The organism is Thermostichus sp. OS-CIW-30 (assembly GCF_054060215.1).
This window is the reverse complement of sequence record NZ_JBSSCZ010000032.1, coordinates 1-22,483: the sequence shown is the minus strand read 5'-3', so window position 1 is coordinate 22,483 and position 22,483 is coordinate 1. Positions and strand designations below refer to the sequence as shown.

Annotated in this window: 30 protein-coding genes; 7 read left to right on the top strand and 23 right to left on the bottom strand. The window is 59.4% G+C overall.

Features of this window, described 5'->3' with window-relative positions; all coding sequences use genetic code 11:
* Window positions 1-82: 82 nt before the first annotated feature.
* Both ACVWZF_RS12665 and ACVWZF_RS12660 read left to right on the top strand, forming a co-directional pair.
* Window positions 83-1,231, top strand: a complete 1,149-nt coding sequence (locus ACVWZF_RS12665) for a glycosyltransferase family 4 protein (protein ID WP_457411599.1) — start codon at window positions 83-85, stop codon at window positions 1,229-1,231.
* A 108-nt stretch (window positions 1,232-1,339) separates the two neighbouring features.
* A complete protein-coding gene (locus ACVWZF_RS12660; protein ID WP_457411598.1) occupies window positions 1,340-2,197 on the top strand; it encodes a PRC-barrel domain-containing protein in 858 nt (285 codons plus the stop codon).
* Window positions 2,198-2,354: 157 nt separating this feature from the next.
* On the opposite strand, the gene ACVWZF_RS12655 is transcribed toward ACVWZF_RS12660, so the two are convergent.
* The 23 genes from ACVWZF_RS12655 to rplC all read right to left on the bottom strand — a co-directional run bounded on the left by ACVWZF_RS12655 (window position 2,355) and on the right by rplC (window position 15,875).
* Window positions 2,355-3,335 carry an alpha/beta fold hydrolase gene (locus ACVWZF_RS12655; RefSeq protein ID WP_457411597.1) on the bottom strand — a complete coding sequence of 327 codons (981 nt, stop codon included), beginning with the start codon at window positions 3,333-3,335 and terminating at the stop codon, window positions 2,355-2,357.
* A gap of 23 nt (window positions 3,336-3,358) precedes the next feature.
* A complete protein-coding gene (gene infA / locus ACVWZF_RS12650) occupies window positions 3,359-3,583 on the bottom strand; it encodes a translation initiation factor IF-1 (RefSeq protein WP_011434173.1) in 225 nt (74 codons plus the stop codon).
* Between the two features lie 130 nt (window positions 3,584-3,713).
* Window positions 3,714-4,487: a type I methionyl aminopeptidase gene (gene map, locus ACVWZF_RS12645; protein ID WP_011434172.1), complete on the bottom strand. Its 774-nt coding sequence runs from the start codon at window positions 4,485-4,487 to the stop codon at window positions 3,714-3,716.
* 38 nt (window positions 4,488-4,525) lie between these two features.
* Window positions 4,526-5,107: an adenylate kinase gene (locus tag ACVWZF_RS12640; RefSeq protein ID WP_011434171.1), complete on the bottom strand. Its 582-nt coding sequence runs from the start codon at window positions 5,105-5,107 to the stop codon at window positions 4,526-4,528.
* Window positions 5,107-6,405, bottom strand: a complete 1,299-nt coding sequence (secY, locus tag ACVWZF_RS12635) for a preprotein translocase subunit SecY (protein WP_011434170.1) — start codon at window positions 6,403-6,405, stop codon at window positions 5,107-5,109. The genes ACVWZF_RS12640 and secY overlap by 1 nt, the downstream gene beginning before the upstream one ends.
* A gap of 152 nt (window positions 6,406-6,557) precedes the next feature.
* Window positions 6,558-7,010, bottom strand: a complete 453-nt coding sequence (rplO, locus tag ACVWZF_RS12630) for a 50S ribosomal protein L15 (protein ID WP_414355942.1) — start codon at window positions 7,008-7,010, stop codon at window positions 6,558-6,560.
* Window positions 7,011-7,048: 38 nt separating this feature from the next.
* On the bottom strand, window positions 7,049-7,585 hold the full coding sequence (gene rpsE, locus ACVWZF_RS12625; protein ID WP_011434168.1) for a 30S ribosomal protein S5: 537 nt from the start codon (window positions 7,583-7,585) through the stop codon (window positions 7,049-7,051).
* A gap of 18 nt (window positions 7,586-7,603) precedes the next feature.
* Window positions 7,604-7,972, bottom strand: coding sequence for a 50S ribosomal protein L18 (rplR, locus tag ACVWZF_RS12620; protein ID WP_011434167.1), 369 nt, complete (start codon window positions 7,970-7,972; stop codon window positions 7,604-7,606).
* A 31-nt stretch (window positions 7,973-8,003) separates the two neighbouring features.
* The gene (gene rplF / locus ACVWZF_RS12615) at window positions 8,004-8,549 is read right to left on the bottom strand and encodes a 50S ribosomal protein L6 (protein ID WP_011434166.1); all 546 of its coding nucleotides are present in this window, start codon (window positions 8,547-8,549) and stop codon (window positions 8,004-8,006) included.
* A gap of 33 nt (window positions 8,550-8,582) precedes the next feature.
* Entirely contained in the window at window positions 8,583-8,993 is a 411-nt protein-coding gene (gene rpsH, locus ACVWZF_RS12610) for a 30S ribosomal protein S8 (RefSeq protein ID WP_011434165.1), read from the bottom strand.
* Between the two features lie 46 nt (window positions 8,994-9,039).
* A complete protein-coding gene (rplE, locus tag ACVWZF_RS12605; RefSeq protein ID WP_011434164.1) occupies window positions 9,040-9,582 on the bottom strand; it encodes a 50S ribosomal protein L5 in 543 nt (180 codons plus the stop codon).
* Between the two features lie 68 nt (window positions 9,583-9,650).
* Window positions 9,651-10,049: a 50S ribosomal protein L24 gene (gene rplX / locus ACVWZF_RS12600; protein WP_011434163.1), complete on the bottom strand. Its 399-nt coding sequence runs from the start codon at window positions 10,047-10,049 to the stop codon at window positions 9,651-9,653.
* Window positions 10,049-10,417 carry a 50S ribosomal protein L14 gene (gene rplN, locus ACVWZF_RS12595; protein ID WP_011434162.1) on the bottom strand — a complete coding sequence of 123 codons (369 nt, stop codon included), beginning with the start codon at window positions 10,415-10,417 and terminating at the stop codon, window positions 10,049-10,051. Before rplN ends, rplX begins: the two co-directional genes overlap by 1 nt.
* A complete protein-coding gene (rpsQ, locus tag ACVWZF_RS12590) occupies window positions 10,414-10,665 on the bottom strand; it encodes a 30S ribosomal protein S17 (protein WP_011434161.1) in 252 nt (83 codons plus the stop codon). Before rpsQ ends, rplN begins: the two co-directional genes overlap by 4 nt.
* Complete coding sequence (rpmC, locus tag ACVWZF_RS12585) at window positions 10,665-10,886, bottom strand: 50S ribosomal protein L29 (protein ID WP_011434160.1); 222 nt, start codon at window positions 10,884-10,886, stop codon at window positions 10,665-10,667. Before rpmC ends, rpsQ begins: the two co-directional genes overlap by 1 nt.
* Window positions 10,887-10,899: 13 nt before the next feature.
* On the bottom strand, window positions 10,900-11,367 hold the full coding sequence (gene rplP / locus ACVWZF_RS12580; RefSeq protein WP_011434159.1) for a 50S ribosomal protein L16: 468 nt from the start codon (window positions 11,365-11,367) through the stop codon (window positions 10,900-10,902).
* Between the two features lie 55 nt (window positions 11,368-11,422).
* Window positions 11,423-12,193 (bottom strand): 30S ribosomal protein S3, encoded by a 771-nt coding sequence (gene rpsC, locus ACVWZF_RS12575; protein WP_011434158.1) that lies wholly within the window; start codon window positions 12,191-12,193, stop codon window positions 11,423-11,425.
* A gap of 42 nt (window positions 12,194-12,235) precedes the next feature.
* Window positions 12,236-12,610 carry a 50S ribosomal protein L22 gene (rplV, locus tag ACVWZF_RS12570; protein WP_011434157.1) on the bottom strand — a complete coding sequence of 125 codons (375 nt, stop codon included), beginning with the start codon at window positions 12,608-12,610 and terminating at the stop codon, window positions 12,236-12,238.
* 45 nt (window positions 12,611-12,655) lie between these two features.
* Window positions 12,656-12,937 (bottom strand): 30S ribosomal protein S19, encoded by a 282-nt coding sequence (rpsS, locus tag ACVWZF_RS12565; RefSeq protein WP_011434156.1) that lies wholly within the window; start codon window positions 12,935-12,937, stop codon window positions 12,656-12,658.
* A 66-nt stretch (window positions 12,938-13,003) separates the two neighbouring features.
* On the bottom strand, window positions 13,004-13,888 hold the full coding sequence (gene rplB / locus ACVWZF_RS12560; protein ID WP_011434155.1) for a 50S ribosomal protein L2: 885 nt from the start codon (window positions 13,886-13,888) through the stop codon (window positions 13,004-13,006).
* A 49-nt stretch (window positions 13,889-13,937) separates the two neighbouring features.
* Window positions 13,938-14,237 (bottom strand): 50S ribosomal protein L23, encoded by a 300-nt coding sequence (locus ACVWZF_RS12555; protein ID WP_011434154.1) that lies wholly within the window; start codon window positions 14,235-14,237, stop codon window positions 13,938-13,940.
* A complete protein-coding gene (rplD, locus tag ACVWZF_RS12550; RefSeq protein WP_011434153.1) occupies window positions 14,230-15,180 on the bottom strand; it encodes a 50S ribosomal protein L4 in 951 nt (316 codons plus the stop codon). Before rplD ends, ACVWZF_RS12555 begins: the two co-directional genes overlap by 8 nt.
* Window positions 15,181-15,230: 50 nt before the next feature.
* Complete coding sequence (gene rplC / locus ACVWZF_RS12545) at window positions 15,231-15,875, bottom strand: 50S ribosomal protein L3 (protein WP_011434152.1); 645 nt, start codon at window positions 15,873-15,875, stop codon at window positions 15,231-15,233.
* A 470-nt stretch (window positions 15,876-16,345) separates the two neighbouring features.
* On the opposite strand from rplC, the gene ACVWZF_RS12540 reads away from it, so the two are divergent.
* The 5 genes from ACVWZF_RS12540 (at window position 16,346) to ACVWZF_RS12520 (ending at window position 22,373) form a co-directional block, all read left to right on the top strand.
* The gene (locus ACVWZF_RS12540; protein ID WP_187147240.1) at window positions 16,346-17,353 is read left to right on the top strand and encodes a hypothetical protein; all 1,008 of its coding nucleotides are present in this window, start codon (window positions 16,346-16,348) and stop codon (window positions 17,351-17,353) included.
* A gap of 18 nt (window positions 17,354-17,371) precedes the next feature.
* A complete protein-coding gene (locus ACVWZF_RS12535; protein ID WP_148202771.1) occupies window positions 17,372-18,358 on the top strand; it encodes a hypothetical protein in 987 nt (328 codons plus the stop codon).
* Window positions 18,359-18,727: 369 nt separating this feature from the next.
* Complete coding sequence (locus ACVWZF_RS12530; RefSeq protein ID WP_148202770.1) at window positions 18,728-21,106, top strand: tetratricopeptide repeat protein; 2,379 nt, start codon at window positions 18,728-18,730, stop codon at window positions 21,104-21,106.
* A gap of 184 nt (window positions 21,107-21,290) precedes the next feature.
* A complete protein-coding gene (locus ACVWZF_RS12525) occupies window positions 21,291-21,818 on the top strand; it encodes a hypothetical protein (RefSeq protein ID WP_011434150.1) in 528 nt (175 codons plus the stop codon).
* 36 nt (window positions 21,819-21,854) lie between these two features.
* Window positions 21,855-22,373 (top strand): MogA/MoaB family molybdenum cofactor biosynthesis protein, encoded by a 519-nt coding sequence (locus ACVWZF_RS12520; RefSeq protein WP_011434149.1) that lies wholly within the window; start codon window positions 21,855-21,857, stop codon window positions 22,371-22,373.
* Window positions 22,374-22,483: the final 110 nt, after the last annotated feature.

Here is a 22,483-nt window from a genome sequence, read left to right as displayed (position 1 = left end):
GGCTGTGGGCTTTGAGGCCAGGCAAAAGGAGTCGGGTATCCGGATTGAGAAGACAATGGGCTGAGCTACCGAGGCTCTCCCTATGGCTCGTCCCTACCGCTATCTGTTCCTCTCCACCCCTGTTGGACCTCTGGGATCCGGGGCCGGTGGTGGTGTGGAGCTCAATCTTGCCAACCTGACGCGTGTCTTACTCCAGATGGGATCCCAAGTGCGGGTGTTGGCCCCTGTGGGATCCCGAATGGCGGAGTTGCCGGAGGAGGTGATCGAGCCGGTGGCGGGCCTTCCCCCGGCCTATGCGCAAACCCAGCGCCGCGATCAGCCGGTTCTGATCCACACCCCCTCTCTGCTGGCCAACCTGTGGCAGCGGGCTGCCCACCTGCAAGATCAGTTCGATCTAATCGTGAACTGGAGCTACGATTGGCTCTCGTTTTATTTGACGGATTTTTTCCGCACCCCGGTGGCCCACATTGTTAGCATGGGATCCCTCAGCGATGCCGTCGATCAGGCTCTAGAGCATATTGCCCATCGCTACCCTGGTCGGCTGGCGGTGCATTCGCGGGCGCAAGCCCAGACCTTTGCCTTTGCCCAGGCCGAGATGGCGGCAGGTCGGGATCCCTTTGTCTATCTGCCCTGCGGGGTGGATCTGCGCCTCTACGACTTTGTGCCCCAAGGGAATGGATCCCTGTGTTGGATTGGCCGCATTGCCCCGGAGAAGGGCCTAGAAGACTGTGCTGCCCTGGCCGAGAAGACGGGAAGGCCGGTGGTGATCCTAGGCCACCTGCAAGAGCCAGGCTACTGGCAGCAGATCCAAGAGCAGTACCCGCATGCCCAATTGGATTACCGAGGGTTTTTGCCCACCCCGCAAATGCAGCGGATCTTGGGGCAATGCTCAGCCTTGATCATGACCCCCAAGTGGGTGGAGGCCTTTGGCTTGGTGGCAGTGGAAGCTTTGGCCTGTGGCGTGCCGGTGATTACCTACCGCCGGGGTGGGCCCGCGGAAATTGTCAGCGATGGAGAAACCGGCTGGATCGTCGAGCCGGACAACGTGGCAGCTTTGGCAGAGGCTGTAGAGCGCCTAGATCACATCGACAGGAGCCGCTGTCGGCAACGGGCAGAAGAGCACTATTCCCTGGGCGCGATGGCAGAGCAGTTTCTGGCCTGGAGCAGGCAGATTGGCCGGGATCCCACCTGGGCAGCCCGCGAGGGAGGAGACAGGCAGTGGTACTATTAACTTACTTAATTCTGGCGAACTGTGTCAGACACGCAGCCCAACAACGGGAACGTTTTGACTTACGACGGGGAAACCATCATGACGACTGGGAAAGGATCTGTTGCGCTGGTGCGATCAGAGGTTCGTCGGCGGTCACAGGTTCTGGGAACGCAGGTGATCAGCCAGGGCAACGCAGCCCGGCTTGGGGTAGTCAGCGAAGTTTGGGCGGATCTGGAAGCCAAGCAGGTTCTGGTGCTGGGGGTGCTGGAAAAAGCCCTTGCCGGATCCCCCCGTTTGATGGAGCTGCGGCAGGTAACAGCGTTGGGTCAGGATGCAGTTCTTGTCCCCAGCGAAGAAGTTTTCGACAACTTGGACTTGGAGGGCCTGAGTCGCGTGGTTGGCAGCGAGGTGGTAACCGAAGAAGGGATCCGCCTCGGCAAAGTTAAAGATTTTGAGTTCAACTCCGTCTCCGGCATCATCACGGGCTTGGTGCTCTCCAACCTCGGCCTCACCTTTTTACCCGGCTTCATCCTCAGCACCTATCTGCTCTCCACCGATGAGATTGTCTCTGTGGGCGGGGATCGCCTTATTGTTGCCGATGGCGCTGAGACCCGCCTAACCCAACTGGCCAAGGGGATTTTGGAAACCCTGGGAATCGGCAAGCCCCCTTGGGAAGCCGGAGTTAGCCCTGCTCCTGCCCTGCCCAGTGCTGTCGAGAGTTCCGCCGTCGAGGAAGATTACGAAGAAGAATACGACGAGGAATACGAAGCCGAAGAAGAAGACGTTTACGCAGAAGAAGAGCCTGAACCTGAGCCGCAGCCTGTGCGTCCTCGTCCACCTGAGCCCGCACCCACCCCCGAACAACCGGCTTGGGAACAGGAGTATGCCAAAGAAGAGGCCCCTCCTTCTGAGCCTGCCCCTCCTCCTTCCAGCTCCACTCCTGTGGATGGTGATCCCTGGGAAGATAAGGCCGGGGAGCCCACTTGAGTTGCCGGACTCGTACCAACTCCCCTTTCCCCTCAGGGAAGTGGCTGGGGGTGGTCGCGTCAGCCGAGAGTACGGTCGTTCCCCCTGATGTCAGGGCTGCTTCTTGCGTCAATCCCCAGCTGTTTTCTTCCAAGGGGTGAAGGGATCCCCCATCTGTCTATCCCGGCAGGGCAGGATCGGCTTCGGCCAAGAAGCGCAAAGCCACCGACAAAAAGGTCTGCGGCGCTTCAATGTGCGGAAAAGCAGCCCCTGGCAACCGGTATATCGGCACCTCCGGGCGCAAGGTGCGATATCGCTCTGCCTGTTCTGGACCGGTGAGGCGGTTCTGTTCTCCCCAGACCAGAACCATGGGCTTGGCCACCACGCGAAAGTCGTCTTCGATGGGCAAGTTGAGCTTGCCGGTGAGAAAAGAACGGGGGGCAAATTGAGCCCCCGCTTGGTGAGCTGCCCGGTAATGGTAGTCCACCACCGCCTCGTCCAGGGCGTAGCTGGGGGAGAACAAGCTCTGCTCTGTAAACAAGCGTACACTCCAGGGGGCGGTGATGCCGTTGTAGAAGGCCAACCCCAGAACGGGCAGGCTGAGGAATCCATAGGCAATCTGAGCCAAAGGGATCCCGAGGGCATCGGGGATGAGGCTGTTGTCTCCCAGAGGGGCGATGAGCAGCAGCTTCTGCCAATGGTGGGGCTGTAGGCGGGCCGAGCGCAGCACAAACCCTGCCGAGAGGGAATTGGCAATGACGTGACACGGTCGCCCGATCACCTGCTGGACAAAATCCCCGATCATCTCGGCATAGAGGCTGCCGGTGTACTTCAAATCTGGACGCTCTGAGTTGCCCCACCCCAACAAATCCAGAGCATAGACTTGATGGTGCTGCCCCAGCTCCGCCATAATGGCACGAAACTCATAGCTGGAGGAGCCTGCCCCAATGCCGTGCACCAGCAACAACGGCTGGCCGGATCCCATGACCTTGTAAAACAGGCGATGGCCGCGCCAGAAGTGATGCCTTTCCTCTCCCGGCAGCAGGCTCTGCAGAGGCTGAGTTTGGGAAGAGATCCAAGCGTTGAAAACGGCTAGAGCACCCAACCCGCCGACAGTAGTCCAGAGCCCGATCTTGAGAACTTGGCTCAGCTCTTTCATCCTCAGCAGCCCAGCTAGGGAAGCTACTTTTTCTTAAGGCGGTAGGTGATGCGCCCTTTGTTGAGGTCATAGGGGCTCAGCTCCACCTTAACCCGGTCGCCGGGCAAGATCTTGATGTAGTTGCGGCGAATTTTGCCGGAGATATGAGCGAGCACGTTGAAGCCGTTGTCCAGATCCACTCGGAACATGGCGTTGGGCAGGGATTCCGTAACAACCCCCTCCATTTCAATGGCATCTTCCTTAGACAATGAACCCTCCCAAAAACGACATAACAAACAACAGAACAATCCACAGCCGCGACGACACGCGCTGTTAAGAAATGAAAATATGCTCCACCTCTTCTATCCTAACTGTTGCAGTCCTTCATCAGGGGATCCCTTAGGACTGAAAAGGCGTGCGATCGGTCAAAATTTCTGCTCCAGACTCGGTGACCAAGACCGTGTGCTCAAACTGAGCTGACCAAGAGCCATCTACTGTGACCACCGTCCATTGGTCTGGCAACACTCGGGTTGCCTCTCCCCCCGCATTCACCATCGGCTCAATGGCCACTGTCATGCCGGAGCGCAGCTTGGGATTGGGCAGATCGCGGGTGCGATAGTTGGGAAACTGCGGCTCCTCGTGCAGGTTGCGCCCCACCCCGTGACCAACATACTGCTTCACCACAGAATAGCCCCGCCCCTCGATGTAATCTTCAATGGCACCCGAGACATCCTGAAGCCAAACGCCGTGGCGCACACAGTCGATGCCCGTCTGCAGGGCTTTGGCCGCAGTATCGATCAGATCCCGAGCTGCGTCGCTCAGGGGTTCCAGGCCGATGGTGATACAGGAGTCCGCATGCCAGCCCTCGACGATGGCGCCAAAATCCACCTTAACCACATCTCCCGGCTGCACCACTTTGCGGGGACTGGGGATCCCGTGCACCACCTCATGGTTGACACTGACACAAACGCAGGCGGGAAAGCCGTAGTAGCCCTTGAAACTGGGCAAAGCATTGAGTTGGGCCACTCGTCTCTCGGCATAGGCATCGATATCTGCCGTAGTCCAGCCCGGCTCTAGGCGCTCCGCGATCTCCTGCAATACTTGGGCCACCACCCGACCGGCCCGCCGCATTTTCTCCACTTCGCGGCGAGATTTGATCTCGATGAGCTGCATGCCCCGCCGCTGGGAGGGATTTCCAGCTCCTGCTCTGATCACGCCGTCCTCCTGAAGCCTTCCAAAAGAGCCTGCAGATGTTCCTGTACGGATTCCATCGGCTGGTTGCCGTTGACCCGCTGCAAGCGCCCCTTGGCCTCATAAAAATCAATTAGGGGAGCCGTCTGCTGCCGATAGACCTCCAGACGCTTGAGAATCACCGACCGATCCGCATCATCGCTGCGCCCCTGTTCCTTGCCCCGGGCCAGCAGCCGGGCCACCACCACCTCATCCGGCACCTCCAAGTTGAGGACGTAGTCGTAATCTTGTCCCAGCTCTTGCAGCAGCTCTTCCAAGGCTTCTGCCTGGGCTAAGGTGCGAGGAAATCCATCCAGGATCCAACCCTGCTCCGGAGACTGCTGCAACTGCCCCTTCACCATCCCGATCAGCACCTCGTCAGGCACCAGCTCTCCCGCATCCATGTAAACCTTGGCCTGGCACCCCAGGGGCGTTTGGGCTTTCACCTCGGCCCGCAACAGATCGCCTGTGGAAATTTTGGGCGTGTGGTAAATGGCCGCCAGCCGCTCCGCCTGTGTACCTTTGCCCGCCCCCGGCGGCCCCAGAAAGATCAACCTCGGCACTACTGTTTGACCATCCCTTCGTAGCGTTGTGAGATGACATAAGTCTGGATCTGCTTGGAGGTCTCGATCGCCACCCCCACCAAAATCAGTAGCGAGGTCGCCCCCAAACCTTGGAAAGTGGTGATGCCGGTTGCCCGTTCCACCGTCGTCGGGATGATGGCCACCGCGCACAGGAACAAAGCCCCCAGCAGCGTCAGGCGGTTGAGGATCCCTTCGACATACTCGGCAGTGGCCTTGCCCGGGCGTACCCCTGGAATGCTGGCCCCCATCTTCTTCAAGTTTTGAGCCAGATCCACCGGGTTGATGAGCAAAGAGGCGTAGAAGTAGCTGAAGAAGAGGATCAGCACGAAATAAAAAGGAATGTAGAACCAGGAGGTGGGGGATAGGAAGTTGGCCACTTGCACCAAAGTCAGGTTTTGGGTGTACTGGGCCAGGGCCAGAGGCAGGGACATCACCGAGTAGGCAAAGATGATCGGCATCACCCCCCCTTGGTTTAGCCTCAGGGGCAGATAGCTTTTCTGCTCGCGGAACAGCTTGTTGCCCACCTGGCGCTTGGCGTAGACGATAGGGATCTTGCGGCTGCCTTCTTGGACAAAGACAATGCCGACAATGGTGACCAAAAAGATTGCCAGCAACAGCAAGATGCCACCGATGGTGCTGCTATCGGCACGGGCCAGGCTAATAGTCTGTCCGAGGGCACGGGGCAGAGTGGCAACAATGTTGACGAAGATCAAGAGCGAAGGGCCACTTCCCACCCCTTTCTCCGTGATCATCTCTCCCAGCCACATCACAAACAGGGATCCCGCCGCCAGAGCCAGGGTGGTGGAGGCCATGAAGGCCAACTCATTGGTGGTACTGGCAAACTCCCGCACCCAAAAGGAAATGCCAATGCCCTGGATGATGGCCCAAACCAAGGTGACATAGCGGGTGTACTGAGAAATCTGCCGCCGCCCCTGTTCTCCCTCGTTTTTCTGCAGGTTCTCCAAGGCTGGAATGGCCGAGACCAGCAACTGCATGATAATTGAGGCATTGATGAAGGGCAGGATCCCAAGGGCGAAAATTCCCAAAGCAGAAATCCCCCCGCCGGAGAAGACATCCAGCAAGCCAAACACAGGGCTGTTGGCAGCTTCGGCGGCAAAGCGGGCCCGATCGATACTGGGAATGGGGATGTAAATGCCCAGTCTGACCAACAGCAGCAAGCCCAAGGTGAGAAACAGACGGCTGCGCAGGCCAGAGGCCATAGCCATCTGCATAAAGGTCTCTTGGGCAGAGGGGGCGGAACCTCGTGTGTCAACCATAGGGAAGAGAATCTCGCGGGAGCAAAGGGCAAGGTTAGCTATCTACCACTCTACGCTGCTGGTGGAGCAGTCGGCAAAATCAAAGCAAAATCAAAAAAGTGCAACTCAGCGCCACCCGGCAGAAGCCGGCCAGAGCAACGGGAAGAAGGGGTTTAGGATCCCAAGATTTCCACCCGACCTCCGGCTGCCTCGATCTTGGCTTTGGCTGAAGCGGTAATAGCCGCCGCCCTGATCGTCAGGGGCACGCTGACTTCCCCATCTCCCAAGATCTTCAGCGGGCCATCGTTGGTGGTGACGATCCCTCGTTCCATTAAGCTTTGCAGGCTGACCTCGCTGCCGGCAGGCAGATCCGCCAAGGCGCGCAGGTTGACCAGGGTGTATTCCAGACGCCGCGTGTAGCGGGGGAAATGCTTAAGCTTGGGCAAACGCCGGTAGAGGGGAGTCTGCCCCCCTTCAAAGCCGGGTCGTGTACCACCCCCCTTGCGGGCCTTTTGCCCCCGCATCCCCTTGCCACAGGAGGCCCCCTGCCCGGCAGAAACGCCACGACCTAGCCGCCGCCGCCGCCGCGTCGAACCTGCTTGAGGCCGAATGTCTTCCAGTCGCATGTCTACCTCTAGCTCACTTGCTCAATATCACCTGTCCATCACTTGCCCAATAGGCGGCGCACATCGATGTCTCGGTCTTGGGCCACCTGCTTGAAGGTACGCATCCGCCGCAGCGCATCGATGGTGGCACGGGCATTGTTAAGGGGGTTGCTGGATCCCAGTTGCTTGGCCAAGCTGTTGCGTACACCCGCCAGCTCCAGAACGGTGCGGACTGCCCCCCCTGCAATGACGCCTGTGCCAGGAGCTGCTGGCATGACCAAGACAGTGGCACCGCCGCCTGCCCCCTGCATGGGATGGGGTACGGACAAACCTTTGGTGAGGGGCACCTCAATCAGGTGTTTTTTACCGTCCACAACTCCCTTGCGCACTGCTCCGATCACATCGTTGGCTTTGCCCACGCCAACCCCGACTTGGCCCCGCTCGTTGCCGACCACCACCACAGCGCGGAAGCTCAACTTCTTGCCGCCCTTGACCACCTTGGTGACGCGGCGAATCTGGATGACCCGCTCTTGCCACTCGGTGGGTTGCTCTTCGCGGTTTTTTTTGCTTCTGCGACGTTCCCTCTGCTCAGCCATGTGCTGTGTCCTCAGTAGCTAGAACTGTAACCCTGCTTCTCGGGCAGCTTCTGCCAAAGCCTGAACGCGCCCGTGATAGAGCTTGCCCCCCCGATCGAAAACCACGCGGGAAATGCCCATCTGTAAGGCTCGTTCGGCAACTGAGCGGCCCACCAAGGCAGCCGCTTCTTGAGTGGCTGTCCCGGTTTCTTTGAATTTTTCGCGCAGCTCCCTGTCCAAGGTGGAGGCGGAGGCTAAGGTATGCTGGGCTACATCGTCGATCACCTGGGCGTAGATGTGTCGATGGGAGCGAAACACGGCCAGGCGAGGCCGCTCGGCAGTGCCAAAGACCTTGCGGCGAATGCGTCGATGACGACGTTGGGTGGTGATTTTGCGGCTGGTTTTCATAGGACTCCGTCCCGCTTTCGCAATGGGCTATTTACTTCTTCGCTTTCCCGGATTTACCCGCCTTGCGGCGAACTTGTTCCCCTAGATAACGGATCCCTTTCCCCTTGTAGGGCTCCGGAGGCCGGACCGCTCGGATGCGGGCGGCAGTATTGCCCACCAGTTCTTTATCTGTGCCTGAGACAACAATGATGTTGTTTCCCTCAACGGCAATTTGGATGCCGGGGGGAAAGGGGATCTCCACAGGGTGACTGTAGCCGACGTTCAAAACCAACTTGCTGCCTTGGATGGCAGCCCGGTAGCCCACGCCCACCAATTCCAGCCGCCGCTCAAATCCCTTGGACACTCCATCGACCATGTTGGCGACCAAGGTGCGGCAGAGGCCGTGCAGTTGGCGGGCAGGACGAGAATCGTTGAGACGGCTGACCGTGAGCATCTGAGCGTTTTGCTGGACTGTGATCAAGGGCGGCAAACTGCGGGACAGTTGACCTTTCGGGCCTTTCACTGCAATGTGTTGGCCGTCGATCTGGATCTCCACCTTGGCAGGAAGGGCGATGGGGCGTCTACCGATACGGGACATGGGAAAAACTCCTGACCAGAGAAAACTTAAGGTCTAGTAGACAAGACAGAGGACTTCACCACCAATGCCCTGCTTACGAGCCTCCCGGTCGGTCATGATGCCGTTGGAGGTGGAGATGATGGCGATCCCAATTCCTCCCAGCACTCGGGGCAGCTCTTTGTGGTTGCGGTAAACCCGCAGGCCGGGTCGGCTCACCCGCTTTAAGCCATTGATGATGGGCCTGCAGTTGCGGCCTTTGCCCTTGTACTTCAATCGCAACACCACTCGGGCTTGGATCCCTTCTCCCTCCTCCTTCCATTCGCTGACGAACCCTTCCTCATGAAGAACGCGAGCGATGCTGCGGGTCATGCGGGTGGCCGGAACTGCCACCGACTCGTGCCGAGCCATGGTGGCATTGCGAATGCGGGTGAGCATATCGGCGATCGTGTCGTTGGTGTGGGCCATCAGTGCTCCTCGGAAGATCAATCAAGGAAACTCAGGGTGGGCAAAGCTAAGAGGCAAAGGGCATGCCAAAGGCTTTGAGCAGGGCACGGCCCTCTTCGTCGGTTTTAGCAGTGGTCACAATGGAGATATCCATACCTCGCAACTGATCCACAGAGTCATAGTTGATTTCGGGAAAAATCAGTTGTTCACGGATGCCGAGGGTGTAGTTGCCTCGTCCATCAAAGGCCTTGGGGCTGACACCGCGGAAGTCACGGATACGGGGCAGAGCAACATTGATCAAGCGATCCAAAAACGCATACATGCGCTCCCGTCGCAGGGTCACCATCAGGCCGACAGGCATGCCCTTGCGAATCTTGAAGCTGGCAATTGCCTTCTTGGCGCGGGTGATCACCGGACGCTGGCCAGTGATGGCGCTGATCTCGGCAATGGAGGATTCCAGAGCCTTGGCATTTTGGGAAGCTTCCCCCAAGCCGCGGTTGATGACGATCTTCTCCAGGCGGGGCACCTGGTGGATGTTGGTGTAGCCCAACTCCTTTTGCAGCTTGGGGACGATGACGGTGTTGTAGAGGATTTGCAGACGTTGGGGCATGGTGGCTTCTCCTTGCGGCTCTGGGCTGGGTCAGAGCCAAACCAATGATGGAAAAAAGAATGTAATGCCTAGTCGAGAATCTCACCCGTTTTCTTAAGGACGCGAACCTTGCGACCATCGGCGGTGATTTGATAGCCGATACGGCTGGCCACCTCCTGCTTCTTGGAATAGGCCATCACTTTGCAGACGGGAATGGGAGCTTCCTTGGTCTCAATTCGGCCACTTTCCCCTTCTCGCTGGGGTTTACGGTGGTAGGTAACAATGTTAACCCCTTCCACCAAAACCATGTTGCGCTCGGGAAAAACGCGCAGCACCTCGCCGATTTTGCCTTTGTCATCGCCGGAGATCACCTGCACGGTATCCCCTTGCTTGATACGCATTTTGTAGCGCAGGCTGTTGCGGTGCTTGCGAATGCCCGGTCGCCGAACTAAGCGCCGAATTTGGCTGGGTTTGAGGGGGCGAACCATCAGAGTACCTCCGGGGCAAGGGAGATGATCTTGGTGAAGTTTTTCTCCCGCAGCTCACGGGCTACAGGGCCGAAAACGCGAGTTCCACGGGGGTTGCCGTCGTTGTTGATGATCACGGCGGCGTTGTCGTCGAAGCGGATGCACATGCCGTCGGGGCGACGTACTGTGTCGACAGTGCGGATAACAACGGCCTTGACAACATCGGATTTTTTGACGGGCATGTTGGGCAGGGCATCCTTGACGACACCAATGATCACATCGCCCAAGCTGGCGTAGCGACGGCCACTGCTGCCCAGCACGCGAATGCACATCATTTTGCGGGCGCCTGTGTTGTCGGCCACCGTCAGCATAGTTTGCTGCTGAATCATAGTTTCTTCACCTCCCTCAGGATTTCGGCAACTTGCCAACGCTTGGTGCGGCTAAGGGGACGGGTTTCCGTGATGCGCACCAGATCCCCTTCTTGACAGCGGTTTTCCTCGTCGTGGGCCTTAAACTTCTTGGTCTTGACGACGATCTTGCCGTACTTCGGGTGAGCAACTCGATTTTCCACAGCAACAACCACCGTTTTTTGCATCTTGTTGCTGACAACAATGCCAATCTTCTCCCGAACAGCCATTACTCCTCCTTGGTTGGGCGTTTGCCCCGCTTACGCTCTCCCTCCACGGTTAGTAGTTGCGCCAGCTTGTGTTTGCGCAGCCGGATGAGATGGGGCTGGTTCAACTGCCGCGTGGCCTGCTGCAAACGCAGCTCAAACAGCTCTTTCTTGACGGCGTAGATTTCGTTGCTCAGCTCTTCGTCCGATAAAGCACGGGCATCAGCAATTTTGGGCATGGGCATGGCTGAACTCTCCTCATACACTGCTGGTGGCCACCTCTGAAGCCGTTGCCTGGGCGGGCTCTGGCTTTTCAAAGTCGGCTTTGGTTACAAACTTGACCTTAATGGGCAGCTTCTGGGCGGCAAGGCGCATGGCCTCGCGGGCGATGGGCTCTGCCACTCCCCCCATTTCGAAGAGGATACGGCCCGGCTTGACGACACAAACCCAGTACTCAGGGTTGCCTTTGCCGGATCCCATGCGGGTTTCCGCGGCTCGCTGAGTAACGGGCTTGTCGGGAAAGATGCGAATCCAGATTTGGCCGCCCCGCCGAACATAGCGGGTCATGGCTCGACGGCTGGCCTCGATCTGTCGAGCTGTAATCCAGGCGGGTTCTAGGGCCACAAGGCCGTATTCCCCAAAGTTGATACGGTTGCCACGGGTCGCTTTGCCTTTCATGCGCCCGCGCTGTTGCTTGCGGTACTTGGTGCGTTTGGGGCTTAACATGGCCGTTCCTTAAGTCAACTGCGATAGGGATCCCTGGACGTTCCGGTGTTGGCCCTCAGGCCTCCTGAGCCGAGCGATCTTCAAAGGTGGGCCGCCTCCGCTGCTGCCGACGTTTGGGCTGTTGCAGGGGAAACTTCTGTTCGTGGCGTTCCTGCCCGGGCAGAACTTCCCCTTTGAAGACCCAGACCTTGACCCCGATGATGCCGAAAGTGGTGTGGGCGAGGTGCTCGGCGTAGTCGATGTCGGCCCGCAAAGTATGCAAAGGGATCCGCCCCTCCCGCGTCCATTCGGTGCGGGCAATCTCGGCCCCGTTCAGACGCCCGGCAATTTGGATTTTGATCCCTTGTACACCTGCCCGCTGGGCCCGTTGGATCACCTGGCGCACGATGCGGCGAAAGGCAATCCGCCGTTCCAACTGTTGGGCAATGTTTTCCGCCAACAAGGTCGCCTCGGCATCGGCACGGGTGACCTCTACTACATTGATGCGAATGGTTCGCTCGCCACCACCTCGTGAACCAGGGCTTTGTCCCGCTAGCGCGGACAGCTCTTTCTGTAGACCTTGGCGCAAAGTCTCTAGGCTGGATCCGCCCCGACCCACAACTACCCCAGGGCGAGCAGCCCGGATCTCCAGGTCAATTTGATCCGCTTTGCGCTCGATTTGGATATCGGCCAAACCAGCACTGCTCAGTTGCTTGGTCAGGTAGGTGCGAATCTGGTCGTCCTCCTGTAACAAGGCTGGGTAGCGGGCTGGATCGGCAAACCAGCGGCTGCGATGCTCCTTAATCACGCCGAGGCGGAAACCGGTGGGGTGGATCTTCTGTCCCATGGTGGTGTCGGTTGAAGGGTAAAGGGCTAGAAATACAGGAGGTTAAGAGGCCGTCGCCGCTTCAGCTTCCTCTATGGGCCGGACGGCGATGGTGATGTGACAGGTGCGCTTGCGAATGGGGTAGGCCCGCCCTTGGGCGCGGGGGCGAAACCGTTTCAGGACGGGCCCCTGATCAGCATAGGCCTGGCTGATCACCAGATCCCGGGGATCCAAGCCGTTGTTGTGCTCTGCGTTGGCCACCGCCGAGCGCAGCACCTTACGAACCGGCTCACAGGCAGCGTAGGGCATGAACTCCAAAAGAATCAGGGCATCGGCATAGGTGCGCCCACGGATCTGATCCAACACCCGCCGCACTTTAAAGGGGGACATGCGGATATAGCGGGCTACCGCTTTAACCTCAGGGGATGAATCGGCCATGGCCCTCTCCTTGCCTACTCGATACTTTCCTGTTCGTTATTCCTCTCAACGGCGAGCGGCTTTTTTGTCGCTCCCCGCGTGACCGCGGAAGGTACGGGTGGGAACGAATTCCCCCAGCTTGTGACCCACCATCTGGTCAGTGATGTAGATGGGCACATGTTGCTTGCCGTTGTGAACAGCGATGGTGTGACCGATCATGACGGGCAAGATGGTGCTGGCCCGCGACCAAGTCTTGATCAGGTGTTTCTCGTTGCGCTCGTTCATCTTCTCCACCTTGAGAAGCAGCTTGGCATCCACAAAGGGGCCTTTTTTCAGCGAACGTCCCATAAGAACCTCAACCGTTTGATAAGCAATTCACTGTCGAAAAAGCTTCGGGGAGCGAATGGCCAGCGGCTACTGAGCAGCCCTTCCGCCCTTGTCCCGGCGGCCTCCGCGACGGCGACCGCGCACGATGAATTTGTTGCTGGGCTTGTTGCGTTTGCGGGTCTTGTACCCCAGGGTGGGCTTGCCCCAAGGGGTGACAGGGGTACTGCGGCCTATGGGGGCTCGCCCTTCCCCGCCGCCATGGGGATGATCCACAGGGTTCATCACCGAGCCACGCACCTTGGGACGGCGCCCCAACCAACGGCTACGACCCGCCTTGCCCAGGCTGATGTTGTTGTGGTCAACGTTGCCCAGTTGGCCGATGGTGGCGTAGCACTCGCCGCGGATCATGCGGACTTCGCCGGAGGGCAGCTTGAGGGAGACATATTTGCCTTCTCTGGCCACCACTTGAGCGCCAGCCCCAGCGGCGCGAACCATCTGCCCGCCGCGACCGGGATACAGCTCCACATTGTGAACCACCGTTCCCAAGGGGATCCGCTCCAGGGGCATGGCATTGCCGATCTCAAAGGGGGCCTCTGGCCCGGCCATGATGGTGGATCCCACCTGTAGGTTGCGGGGAGCGAGGATGTAGCGTTTCTCGCCGTCTTCGTATTCCACCAGGCAGATGTGGGCGCTACGGTTGGGATCGTACTCGACGGTTTTGACGGTCCCCGGGATCCCCCGCTTGTCGCGACGGAAGTCGATGATGCGGTAAAGCCGCTTGTGGCCACCACCGCGGTGCCGGCAGGTGATGACGCCACGGTTGTTGCGCCCTTTCTTGCGGTGAATAAATTGCAGCAGCGACTTTTCCGGTCTGGGCCGCTTGCCGTTCTCGTCACGGGACAGCTCCTCGAAGTCAGAGACCGTCATGTGACGGGTGCTGGGGGTGTAAGGTCGGAGAGTACGAATGCCCATGGCTCGGGTAGGGGTGGGGGATGGGATGACAACAACTCAAAAAGGGGGGTTAGGTGTCCGGGAAGAGGGTAATGGAATCTCCCTCGGCCAAGGTCACAATGGCTCGCTTGGGACGGGTGCGATAGCCAACGAAGCGGCCCACCCGCCGCTGCTTGCGCGGGGGCTTCAGGGTGTTGACGGAAGTAACTCGCACGCGGAACATTTCTTCGACGGCAGCTCGGATGAGCGGCTTGGTGGCGGTGGGCAGCACTTCAAAGACATATTTGCGCTGCTCCATCAAGGCGGTTGCCTTTTCGGTGATGACGGGGCGCAACAGGACGTCGGCCAGGATCCGCTTGCTCTCAGTCATCGCTTTCCTCCTCTGCTGGGGCTGTTTCGGCCTCTTCTACCGTTGACGGCTCTGCTCCTTGAGCCAGTTCTTCTGCTGGATCTTGGGGCTCTTCGGTTTGCTCTTCTGGCCCCTGCGGATCTGCTGGACGTCCTTGGAGGGCAGCTTGGTTTTCCTGGGCCTCAGGTTGGGCTGGGGTTTGCTCTGCTTCCTCGTGTTCGCTTTCTGGAACGGCCTGATCTTCCGGCCCATCTCCGGGCAGGGCCTGATCTTCGGCTATGTCGGCCTGAGGTGCATCCTCAGAGGGAGTCTCCAGAACTGCCGGCGCAGCGTCGGATCCCCAACGGGCCTTGAGCTGCTCTAGGGCAGAAACGGTGATCAGCACCCAATCGACGTTGAGCAGATCGAAAACGTTGATCTGATCCAGGCCGATCAGCTTAACGCGGGCGATGTTGCGCACGGCCCGCTCTACGGCTTCCGAGCGTTCGGCAACGATGAGCAGAGCCGATTGATCTTCCATCACCCCCCAGCGCAGCAAAGCCTGGGCCACAGCACGGGTTTTGGGCGGGTTGAGCTGCTCCTGGAAATCCTCCACGACGATCAGGTCTTCCACCCGACTTTGCAGAGCGGTGCGCAGGGCCAGTTGCCGTTCTTTGCGGTTCATGGCCAGGTTGTATTCCCGCTTGCGGGGGCCGAAGATCACCCCCCCTTTGCGCCAAAGTGGGGAGCGGATGGAGCCGGCACGGGCCCGACCGGTGCCTTTCTGCTTCCAAGGCTTGCGACCGCCGCCGCGCACCTCAGCTCGGGTCTTGGTGTGGGCGTTGCCCTGACGAGCATTGGTCATCTGCCGGCGCAGTGCCAGATAGAGGATGTGGGCGGCTGTTTCGGGACGAGCAACTTTAAGGCTCAGCTCCGCGCTGCCCACCGTTTCCCCTTGCCAATTTTTCACCACACAACTTGCCATGGTTCCCTCGTCTTTGCGGATGCGGGTCAGCCTTTGCCAGGGATCCCTCCTTAGCGCTTGTTGCCCACCTGCTTGGCAGGGGTGATCTCCAGCAGCCCTCCTTCTACCCCGGGCACGCAACCCTTGATCACCAGCAGATCCCGCTCTGGATCCACCTGCACCAACTGCAATTTGCGGGTGGTGACTCGGCCACCTCCCAACCGCCCCGCCATGCGCATCCCCGGAAACACGCGGCCTGGGGTTGTGCCGGCGCCAATGGAACCCGGTCGGCGGTGGTTTTTGGAGCCGTGGGACATGGGGCCACGACCGAAGTGGTGGCGCTTTTGATAGCCGGCAAACCCTCGCCCGATGGAGGTACCTGCCACATCCACCAACTGGCCGGGGGAAAACATCTCGACGGTAATTTTCTGCCCCAACTGGTAGGCTTCTGGCTGGTCAACCCGGAACTCCCGCAGGTGGCGCAGCAGCTCTGTCACCCCCGCTTTGGTGAGGTGGCCCCGCTGCGCCCGCGTGAGATGCTTTTCGGCAGTGGGCAAGTAGCCCAACTGAATGGCGTTGTAGCCATCTGTGGCTTGGGTTTTGATCTGGGTCACGGTGCAAGGCCCCGCCTGCACGACAGTGACCGGAATGGCCAGCCCTTCTGGAGAGAAGATCTGGGTCATGCCGACTTTTCTTCCGAGGATGCCAAGTGCCACAAGAACCTCCAATCGAGCCTGCACGACTCGTTTTCATCAACTGAGAGCCAGCTCACTCCGACAATCGGCTAGCCGTTCGCGAAGCGGGCCGTAGGCCAATGGCTCAGTTAGCCGGATGGATAGGCATACAGCAATAGCGTGGCAGCAGGAAGCTCAAGACAAAGCTGAGTCTGCCGGCTGAGGCGAAAGAGCAAGGTAGGGATCCCCCGAGGCCAAGTTCAGCGCCGGCAACGCTGAGCCTTTTGCTTAGTTCACCCCCAAAGCTGCACGCCAAACTGCTTTTGTTGAGAGCTGCTCAGACTTACCTGCTAAAGAGGCAGTATCTGGTGTAGCAGCGCGCCGGGTCGCCAAAGCGGATGGACTCAGTTGGCAACGGAAAACAATCATAATGAAGCGAAGGCCCGTTTGTCCAGACTTTTGCTGAGAAAATGGGTTGGTTGGAGAGGCCGGAGAGGGTAAGGGCAGCTCAAGTGGAAGAAAAGAGCCATTGGCCAGGGAAGCCATCTCCCTTCCAAAGTGTGATGGGCTGGGCAGGCAGTGGGCTGACCCAGGCTTGTGTAGATCACTATCGGAGATTGTTGCAGGCAGGAGCCGATCCGGGCCGGGTCTTATTTTTGGTGCGGAGTCAACGGCAAGCGGATGAGGTGCTGCGGCGCTTGCAGCAGTCCAGTTCGGGCTTGGTGGGGCCGTGGCGGATCGAAACGTTCTTGCAGCGGGTGGGACGCTCGTTGGCCGATCATTGGCCACAGGTGTGTGAGCGTGTCCCCCAGTTGCCACGCTCGTTGGAGCCGATCCCCTTGGCCAAAGATCTCACTCAATTTCTCTGCGAACGAGCCTGCGCTTTGTGCCCTCGGCATGGGGAAGCCTTTGCCGGGGTCGGGCTCAAGGAGTTCCAGATCTGGGATCAGATCAGCAGTGCTGCTTATATTGCGGGGGCTTCGGGTTTGCCGGCAGAGGTGGTGGGATCCCGGCTGGCCCGGGCTTGGCCCGAGGAGGCAGATCCGCGGCGGGCAGAGGCTTTGCAGGCAATGGGCTGCTGTGTGGGTCGGCTGTGGGAGGCAGCACTTCGGTTGGGATCCCTGGATTTTGGTCTGCAAATTCGGCTGTTTGGCGAACACATCCTGCCGCTGGCGGAGTTTTGGCAAGAGTGGGATCATCTGATCGTAGATCAGGCGGAAGACAGTTGCGGGGTGGCGCTGGAGTTTTACCGGCAGGGGCAAGCCCATTTGCAAAGCCAATTTTTCAGCTACACCCTCGGCGGCGGGGTCTCTTTGACCGGGATCCCAGAGGCAGTAGCTGACTTCTTGATGGCAAAAACGCAGGTTCGGTTTCTGGAGGGGAGCCATCGCGCTTCAGCAGGCATGATCCGCTTAGGGGTGCAGATTGCGCGGGTGTTGGATCCCCAGTTTTCTCATCCGCTGCCCGAGCCGCAGGGGGGAGGACTGCCGCTGGTGCAAACGCTGGAGGAAGAGACCTAGTTTGCGGCAGTGGAGGTGATGGTTGCTCAAATTCGCCGGCTTTTGGGGGCCGGGATCCCGGCCCATCGCATTGCTGTTTTGCTGCCCCGTATGGATGTGGGGGTGAGCCTGAGCTTGCAGGAGCAGTTGTCGGAAGTGCCGGTTTTGTCGATTGCCCCCTTCCCGGCGTTGATCCGCTATCCCTTGGTGCGGGCGGTGCTGACGGCAGCAGAATTGGCCCATCCCGAGTGGGGTGCTTTTCCCACTTTGCCGGCTTGGCGGCTGATGTTGAGCTGGGTGCTGGGGCTGGATCCCATCCGGGCAGCTCTGTTGGCCGAAGATACCTGGGATCCGGTGGGGCGTTCTCTGCGTCCCCGAACGGCAGTACGGCAGCCGGAGCGGGTGGGGTTTGCCAACCTGGAGCGCTACCAGCGACTGTTCGATTGGCTGCGCGGCTATCGTCCCGGCCCTTCATTGGCCGCTTTCTTCCAGCAGTTTTTTGCCGATCACTTAGCCCCGGCGATTGCTTCCCCTCAGGATCAAGAGCTGCTGCGCGTGTTGATGGAAGCGGCACGGCGGTTTCGCCAGGCCTTCCCCGCCGAAGGGGATCCCGCCTTTTTGGCCATGATCCGCTCGGGACAGACCCCCAGCAGCAGCCGCTTCGAGCCCGACTATTCCCGTTACTTGGTAGTTGCAACTCCGGGGGCCTACATCACTCGGGGTTTGGAGGCGGATTACCAATTTTGGTTTGATATCACCAACCCCAGCTGGTCCCGCTCCCTCTGGCATGTGCTCTACAACAGCCGTGTGCTGACGCCGGAATGGGACGGGGAGGTTTTCGATGCGGCGCGGGATTTACAGGCGCGTCAACAGATTTTGGCCCGCACGCTGCTGAACCTCTGTTGCCGCACTCAGAAGGGGCTGTGGCTGGTGCGCTCCAATTTTAATTATCGCGGCGAGGAGAACACCAGTATTCTGGACTACCTGATTTTGAAGGGGTTGAAGGCCATGGCAACCGCCGGCTAAGGGAGAGCCTATCCTGAAAGGGTGCTGGCAACTCAGGCCTCCAAGAAATCGGGGGATGCACTGCAGGAATGGTCAAAGGCAAGGGTTTTAGAAGAGCGGCGCAGCCGCCCCTCTTATTGTGGGGGTAGGAGTCGGCGGCAAAGTGTCTTAATCTTGTTTGAAACAACGATAAAGCAATACAGCAGAGCCTTTCCAAGAAATGGCTGGCCGGGATCCCTCTCAGGCAGGGGTAAGACTGATGACCTTGGGTGGCGCAGAGGGCCGGCGTCTCAAGCCGGCTGGAAACGGCTGTGGGCATTCCCTCTGTCTTCCAACACAGTCGAGTATCGAGTAGAGTGGGGGCGCCTGCTTTGATTTGGATTGGGTTTTGTGAATCCAGCTACCCCTCCTGCTGCGCCCTCGTCCCGCCGCTTTCCCCTTCGTCGCGTAGCAATGGTGGCCCTCACTGCCGGCTTCTTGGCGGGGTTAGGAGCGGGGGGCTATGCCTTACTGCAGCGGCTACGGCTGCAGATGCACCGGGATCTGATCTTCTATCGGTACACCGTCTTTTCTGAGTTTGGCTATGGAGGCTCGCCAGCGTTCGATCCCGGCCAAAGTGATCGCTGGTTTCCTCTTACCTATCCGGTGTTGGCCCGCTGGGGGGGATCCGCCGACCCGAGCCGCCGCAGCTACGCCTTCTACACCTTGCAAAGCCATGGCCTGCCCTACAGCCGTTGGTGGTTGGAGGATCGGCTGCGGCAAAATTCGGCTCAGTTTTTCGCCCCAGCAGCTTTGTTCGGGGGCTATGACTACTCAAGCGGGCAGGAGATTGCGCCTCAATACGAGCTGTTTGGGCTGGATCGGCCAGAGTCGGTGCAGCGCCTCACCGAGCTGGCCTTGGCCGGGATCCAAGCCGATAGCCCCGAGTGGAGTTTTAATCTCAACTGGCTCAACAGCTTGCTGACCCAAGAAGAATTTCCCTTGCGAGATCGGGTCTACAGAGCGCTGCTCCCCGCCTTGGAAAGCAGCTCTCCGCAGCGGGCAAAGAAACTCTTGAGCGCCTTGCCCTACGAGGAGGAAAGGATCCCCTCTTGGGCGCTGTCGCAGGTGCAGGCGGTGCGGCAGCGGGTTGCGGGGAATGTTTCTCCATACACTGATGTTTATGGGCGTGCCGGCCAAGTGTTGATCCTAGAACAGCCGACGGTGCAAACGGTGCGCCCTTTGTACGAAGATTTACCGCCCCCATCCCGACACTTTTTTCTGCTGCAGATAGCGGATCCAGAAACTCTCCCCCCTGCCGCTCAGGTGTTGCTGCGCAGCGTGGTGGGCGATGATGCTGACCCGCAGCGGTTTTTGGCGGCGGCTCTTCTCTACTTAAAAGGGGATCCCAGCGGGGAGCCGCTGCTGCAGAAGGCTCTCAACGAGGACTTTGCCTCTCTTCACGGCATCGACGACCACCTGGTTTTGCTGCAGTTGGCAGAAGCTTTTCCCAATTCCCGCTTTACGCAAGCTTGCCGGGAATACGCCCGCATTCGGGGGGGCAGCTATTTTGGCCATTCCCTCTACAACCCCGAGACCGGCGAACCGATCCCGCGGCCTTTCCCCCCGGCAGAGGAAGAGACCCTTTGGCGGACTTGGCTGACCGTCTACCCGAATCATCCCGGTGCCGACGATGCCCTCTTCTGGCTGACACGCACCTTGGAGTGGCAGGGCAAAAGGGAAGAAGCACTGGTCCTTTTGGCCAATTGGCTGGCGGATCCCTTCGGCGATGGAGACATGCGCTACGTCTTGCGCCGCCGCCTGCTTTTGCTCTTAGACAGCGGTGCAACCCCCAGCGAGTTGCAAGCTTTTCTCGACCGCCACGGCGAGCATCCTCTGGCCGCCGCCGTCCGCTATGCTCTGGCGGTTCGCTTCGCCCGCGAACACCGCTACGACCTAGCCCTGCAGCTGACGGAAAATCTGGCTTTGGATGCTGTGTTGGATCGCTACCCCTTGCTGGATGGCGGCTACTGGCTGGACGACTGGGATCCCGTGCCCGCCAGCCGCACCCCTCTGCAACCGAAAATCCAGGCCCAACGAGAACGCTGGCGCCAATTGAGCCGTTGGCAAGCCCAATCCACTCCCCAACAACGCTATCAACTGGCCGCCCACTGGGCCGCTGCCGACGGTTGGCGCAATGGGTACCTGTGGCTGTTTAACCAAACCCGTGCCGGTGGCCTGAGTGGGGATGCTGATGGAAGCGCGCCGCCGCAACCAGCTTCCTCCAGTTCTCTATCGGACTATCAGCGGGCCAATCACCATGCTGTAGCAGCAGAGTTACTCGGCTCTGTGCTGGCGGATCCCACCGCCCCTGCCCATCTTCAGGAAGAAAGCCTGTACCGGCAGGTGCTGATCCTCTACCGCCAGTACACCACCTACCCTCCCGAGGAAACGGCAGCCATCTATCCGCTGCCGGGCTTCCCCCCAGAAGTGACAGAAGATACCAGCTTGTTCGACACGTCACTGCCGGACTACGTGGATCCTGGCAGCCTCAGCTACAGCTACTTTCTGGAAGCCAAAGCCCTGCAGGATGGCTATGCCCGCCAGGCGATCTACGCCGGCAATGAGCTGCTGAACCGCTTCCCCCAGAGCCGCCATGCTGGGGATGTGCTCATGGCTCTGTACGGCCTGACGGGAGATGTCGCCTTCCTAGGACGGCTGCTGACGCAGTTTCCTGATAGCGAGCGCGCTCTGGAGGCAGCGCTTGAGCTGGGGCCCGTCAGCCACTGAGTCTTTAAGCGTACCGCAGCTTTGCAGCTTTATAGCCTCTTCACAGAGCCTTCATGAAAGGCAAATAGGGGTATTCTTGGACGAGAGCTGTCTTGCGAGATCCAGGGAGAAAGGCTTTATCTCCCCTTTGTCTCGGCGGATCTGGACTAGCTTGGGTTGAGTTTCCTTGGGCTGCCATGGGCTGATGGATCCTGCCACCTTTCTGGAGCACTATGGGTTTGAGCTGGAAGGTCAACCCAGCCAGGTTTGGGTGGAGCGCTGGAGCCAGTTGTTCCCGGATCTTTGGATCGAGGCAGCCTTGCTAGAAGCCCTCTACCAGGGGCGGTACAAGGCCGCCTCTGTGGAGCAGCTTCTCCGCCTTTGGCAGCGTCGCGGCTCTCCTCATCTTACCTTTCCCCCAGAAATCGGCCAGTTCCTTTGGCAGGAGCAGCAGGAGCGGATCCGCTCTTTGGCTGCGGCTGCCTTTGCCTGTTCTCCTCTGCCGCCGGTACCCCCCGCGGGATCCCTGTTTTCCAGAGAACCGGCCATATCTCTAAACTTGTTGTTGGAGCAGTTGCAGGAGCTTCCCCCCAAGCTGCGCCGCCTGCTCGCCCAGTCCCCTCCTCCCCAACTCGCCCGTGCTGGTGGGGCAGAGTCCTCAGGGATCCTAGAGCTCCAGCAGACGGTCGTTGACCCGCCAACTCCTGCCGAGCCCCCTCAGGGACAGTCTTGATGGGCTTGCCACTCTCTTTCCTCAGGGATCCTGTCCATGACCTTTCCCCTCGATTGCGACAGCGGTGCGGAGCACATTTTTGCCGCCTTGCCCTGTGGGGTGATCACCGTCAGCGACACGCGCACCCCTGAAACCGATCACAGCGGCCAGTTTATCTGCACAGCCCTCCAGGAGTCCGGCCACCGGGTGGAGAGATATTGCATTCTCCGAGATGAACCGCAGCTCATTCGAGAGCAGGTTCAGGATTGGGCCGGATCCCTGCCGGTGATCTTGTTGAATGGTGGCACAGGCATCGCCCCCCGCGACACCACTTACGACGCCATCGAGGCTCTCCTGGAAAAGACCTTGCCCGGCTTTGGGGAGATCTTCCGCCAGCTCAGCTATGCCCAGATTGGCAGTCGGGCCATCGCCTCTCGGGCCATCGCCGGGATCCACGGAAAGTGCTTGATCTTTTCCATGCCTGGCTCCCCAGCAGCCGTGCAACTGGCTATGCGCAGCCTGATCCTGCCGGAGCTACCCCACCTGGTTAAGCAACTGCACCAGGGCAAGCATTGAGGCAGCAGGCCGTCTTAGGTCGTGTTGATCTTATGTTAGGATAGAGGGAATAATTTATAGAGGAAAGAGGATGAAGTTGGTTTTTTTAGATGAAAACAAATGGCAGAAGA

What these genes read in the sequence shown, in the direction of transcription:
- rpsC (WP_011434158.1), bottom strand. Translation starts at nt 12,193, where the DNA reads ATGGGACAGAAGATCCACCCCACCGGTTTCCGCCTCGGCGTGATTAAG.
- rpsS (WP_011434156.1), bottom strand. Translation starts at nt 12,937, where the DNA reads ATGGGACGTTCGCTGAAAAAAGGCCCCTTTGTGGATGCCAAGCTGCTT.
- rplX (WP_011434163.1), bottom strand. Translation starts at nt 10,049, where the DNA reads ATGGTTCGCCCCCTCAAACCCAGCCAAATTCGGCGCTTAGTTCGGCGA.
- ACVWZF_RS12535 (WP_148202771.1), top strand. Translation starts at nt 17,372, where the DNA reads ATGGTTGCTCAAATTCGCCGGCTTTTGGGGGCCGGGATCCCGGCCCAT.
- rplB (WP_011434155.1), bottom strand. Translation starts at nt 13,888, where the DNA reads ATGGGCATTCGTACTCTCCGACCTTACACCCCCAGCACCCGTCACATG.
- rpsH (WP_011434165.1), bottom strand. Translation starts at nt 8,993, where the DNA reads ATGGCCCACACCAACGACACGATCGCCGATATGCTCACCCGCATTCGC.
- rplV (WP_011434157.1), bottom strand. Translation starts at nt 12,610, where the DNA reads ATGGCCGATTCATCCCCTGAGGTTAAAGCGGTAGCCCGCTATATCCGC.
- rplO (WP_414355942.1), bottom strand. Translation starts at nt 7,010, where the DNA reads ATGCGACTGGAAGACATTCGGCCTCAAGCAGGTTCGACGCGGCGGCGG.
- ACVWZF_RS12555 (WP_011434154.1), bottom strand. Translation starts at nt 14,237, where the DNA reads ATGACTGAGAGCAAGCGGATCCTGGCCGACGTCCTGTTGCGCCCCGTC.
- ACVWZF_RS12665 (WP_457411599.1), top strand. Translation starts at nt 83, where the DNA reads ATGGCTCGTCCCTACCGCTATCTGTTCCTCTCCACCCCTGTTGGACCT.
- rplP (WP_011434159.1), bottom strand. Translation starts at nt 11,367, where the DNA reads ATGTTAAGCCCCAAACGCACCAAGTACCGCAAGCAACAGCGCGGGCGC.
- secY (WP_011434170.1), bottom strand. Translation starts at nt 6,405, where the DNA reads ATGGTTGACACACGAGGTTCCGCCCCCTCTGCCCAAGAGACCTTTATG.
- rpmC (WP_011434160.1), bottom strand. Translation starts at nt 10,886, where the DNA reads ATGCCCATGCCCAAAATTGCTGATGCCCGTGCTTTATCGGACGAAGAG.
- map (WP_011434172.1), bottom strand. Translation starts at nt 4,487, where the DNA reads ATGCAGCTCATCGAGATCAAATCTCGCCGCGAAGTGGAGAAAATGCGG.
- ACVWZF_RS12655 (WP_457411597.1), bottom strand. Translation starts at nt 3,335, where the DNA reads ATGAAAGAGCTGAGCCAAGTTCTCAAGATCGGGCTCTGGACTACTGTC.
- rpsE (WP_011434168.1), bottom strand. Translation starts at nt 7,585, where the DNA reads ATGGCTGAGCAGAGGGAACGTCGCAGAAGCAAAAAAAACCGCGAAGAG.
- rplR (WP_011434167.1), bottom strand. Translation starts at nt 7,972, where the DNA reads ATGAAAACCAGCCGCAAAATCACCACCCAACGTCGTCATCGACGCATT.
- ACVWZF_RS12520 (WP_011434149.1), top strand. Translation starts at nt 21,855, where the DNA reads ATGACCTTTCCCCTCGATTGCGACAGCGGTGCGGAGCACATTTTTGCC.
- rplF (WP_011434166.1), bottom strand. Translation starts at nt 8,549, where the DNA reads ATGTCCCGTATCGGTAGACGCCCCATCGCCCTTCCTGCCAAGGTGGAG.
- ACVWZF_RS12525 (WP_011434150.1), top strand. Translation starts at nt 21,291, where the DNA reads ATGGATCCTGCCACCTTTCTGGAGCACTATGGGTTTGAGCTGGAAGGT.
- rplN (WP_011434162.1), bottom strand. Translation starts at nt 10,417, where the DNA reads ATGATTCAGCAGCAAACTATGCTGACGGTGGCCGACAACACAGGCGCC.
- rplE (WP_011434164.1), bottom strand. Translation starts at nt 9,582, where the DNA reads ATGCCCCAACGTCTGCAAATCCTCTACAACACCGTCATCGTCCCCAAG.
- rpsQ (WP_011434161.1), bottom strand. Translation starts at nt 10,665, where the DNA reads ATGGCTGTTCGGGAGAAGATTGGCATTGTTGTCAGCAACAAGATGCAA.
- rplD (WP_011434153.1), bottom strand. Translation starts at nt 15,180, where the DNA reads ATGGCAAGTTGTGTGGTGAAAAATTGGCAAGGGGAAACGGTGGGCAGC.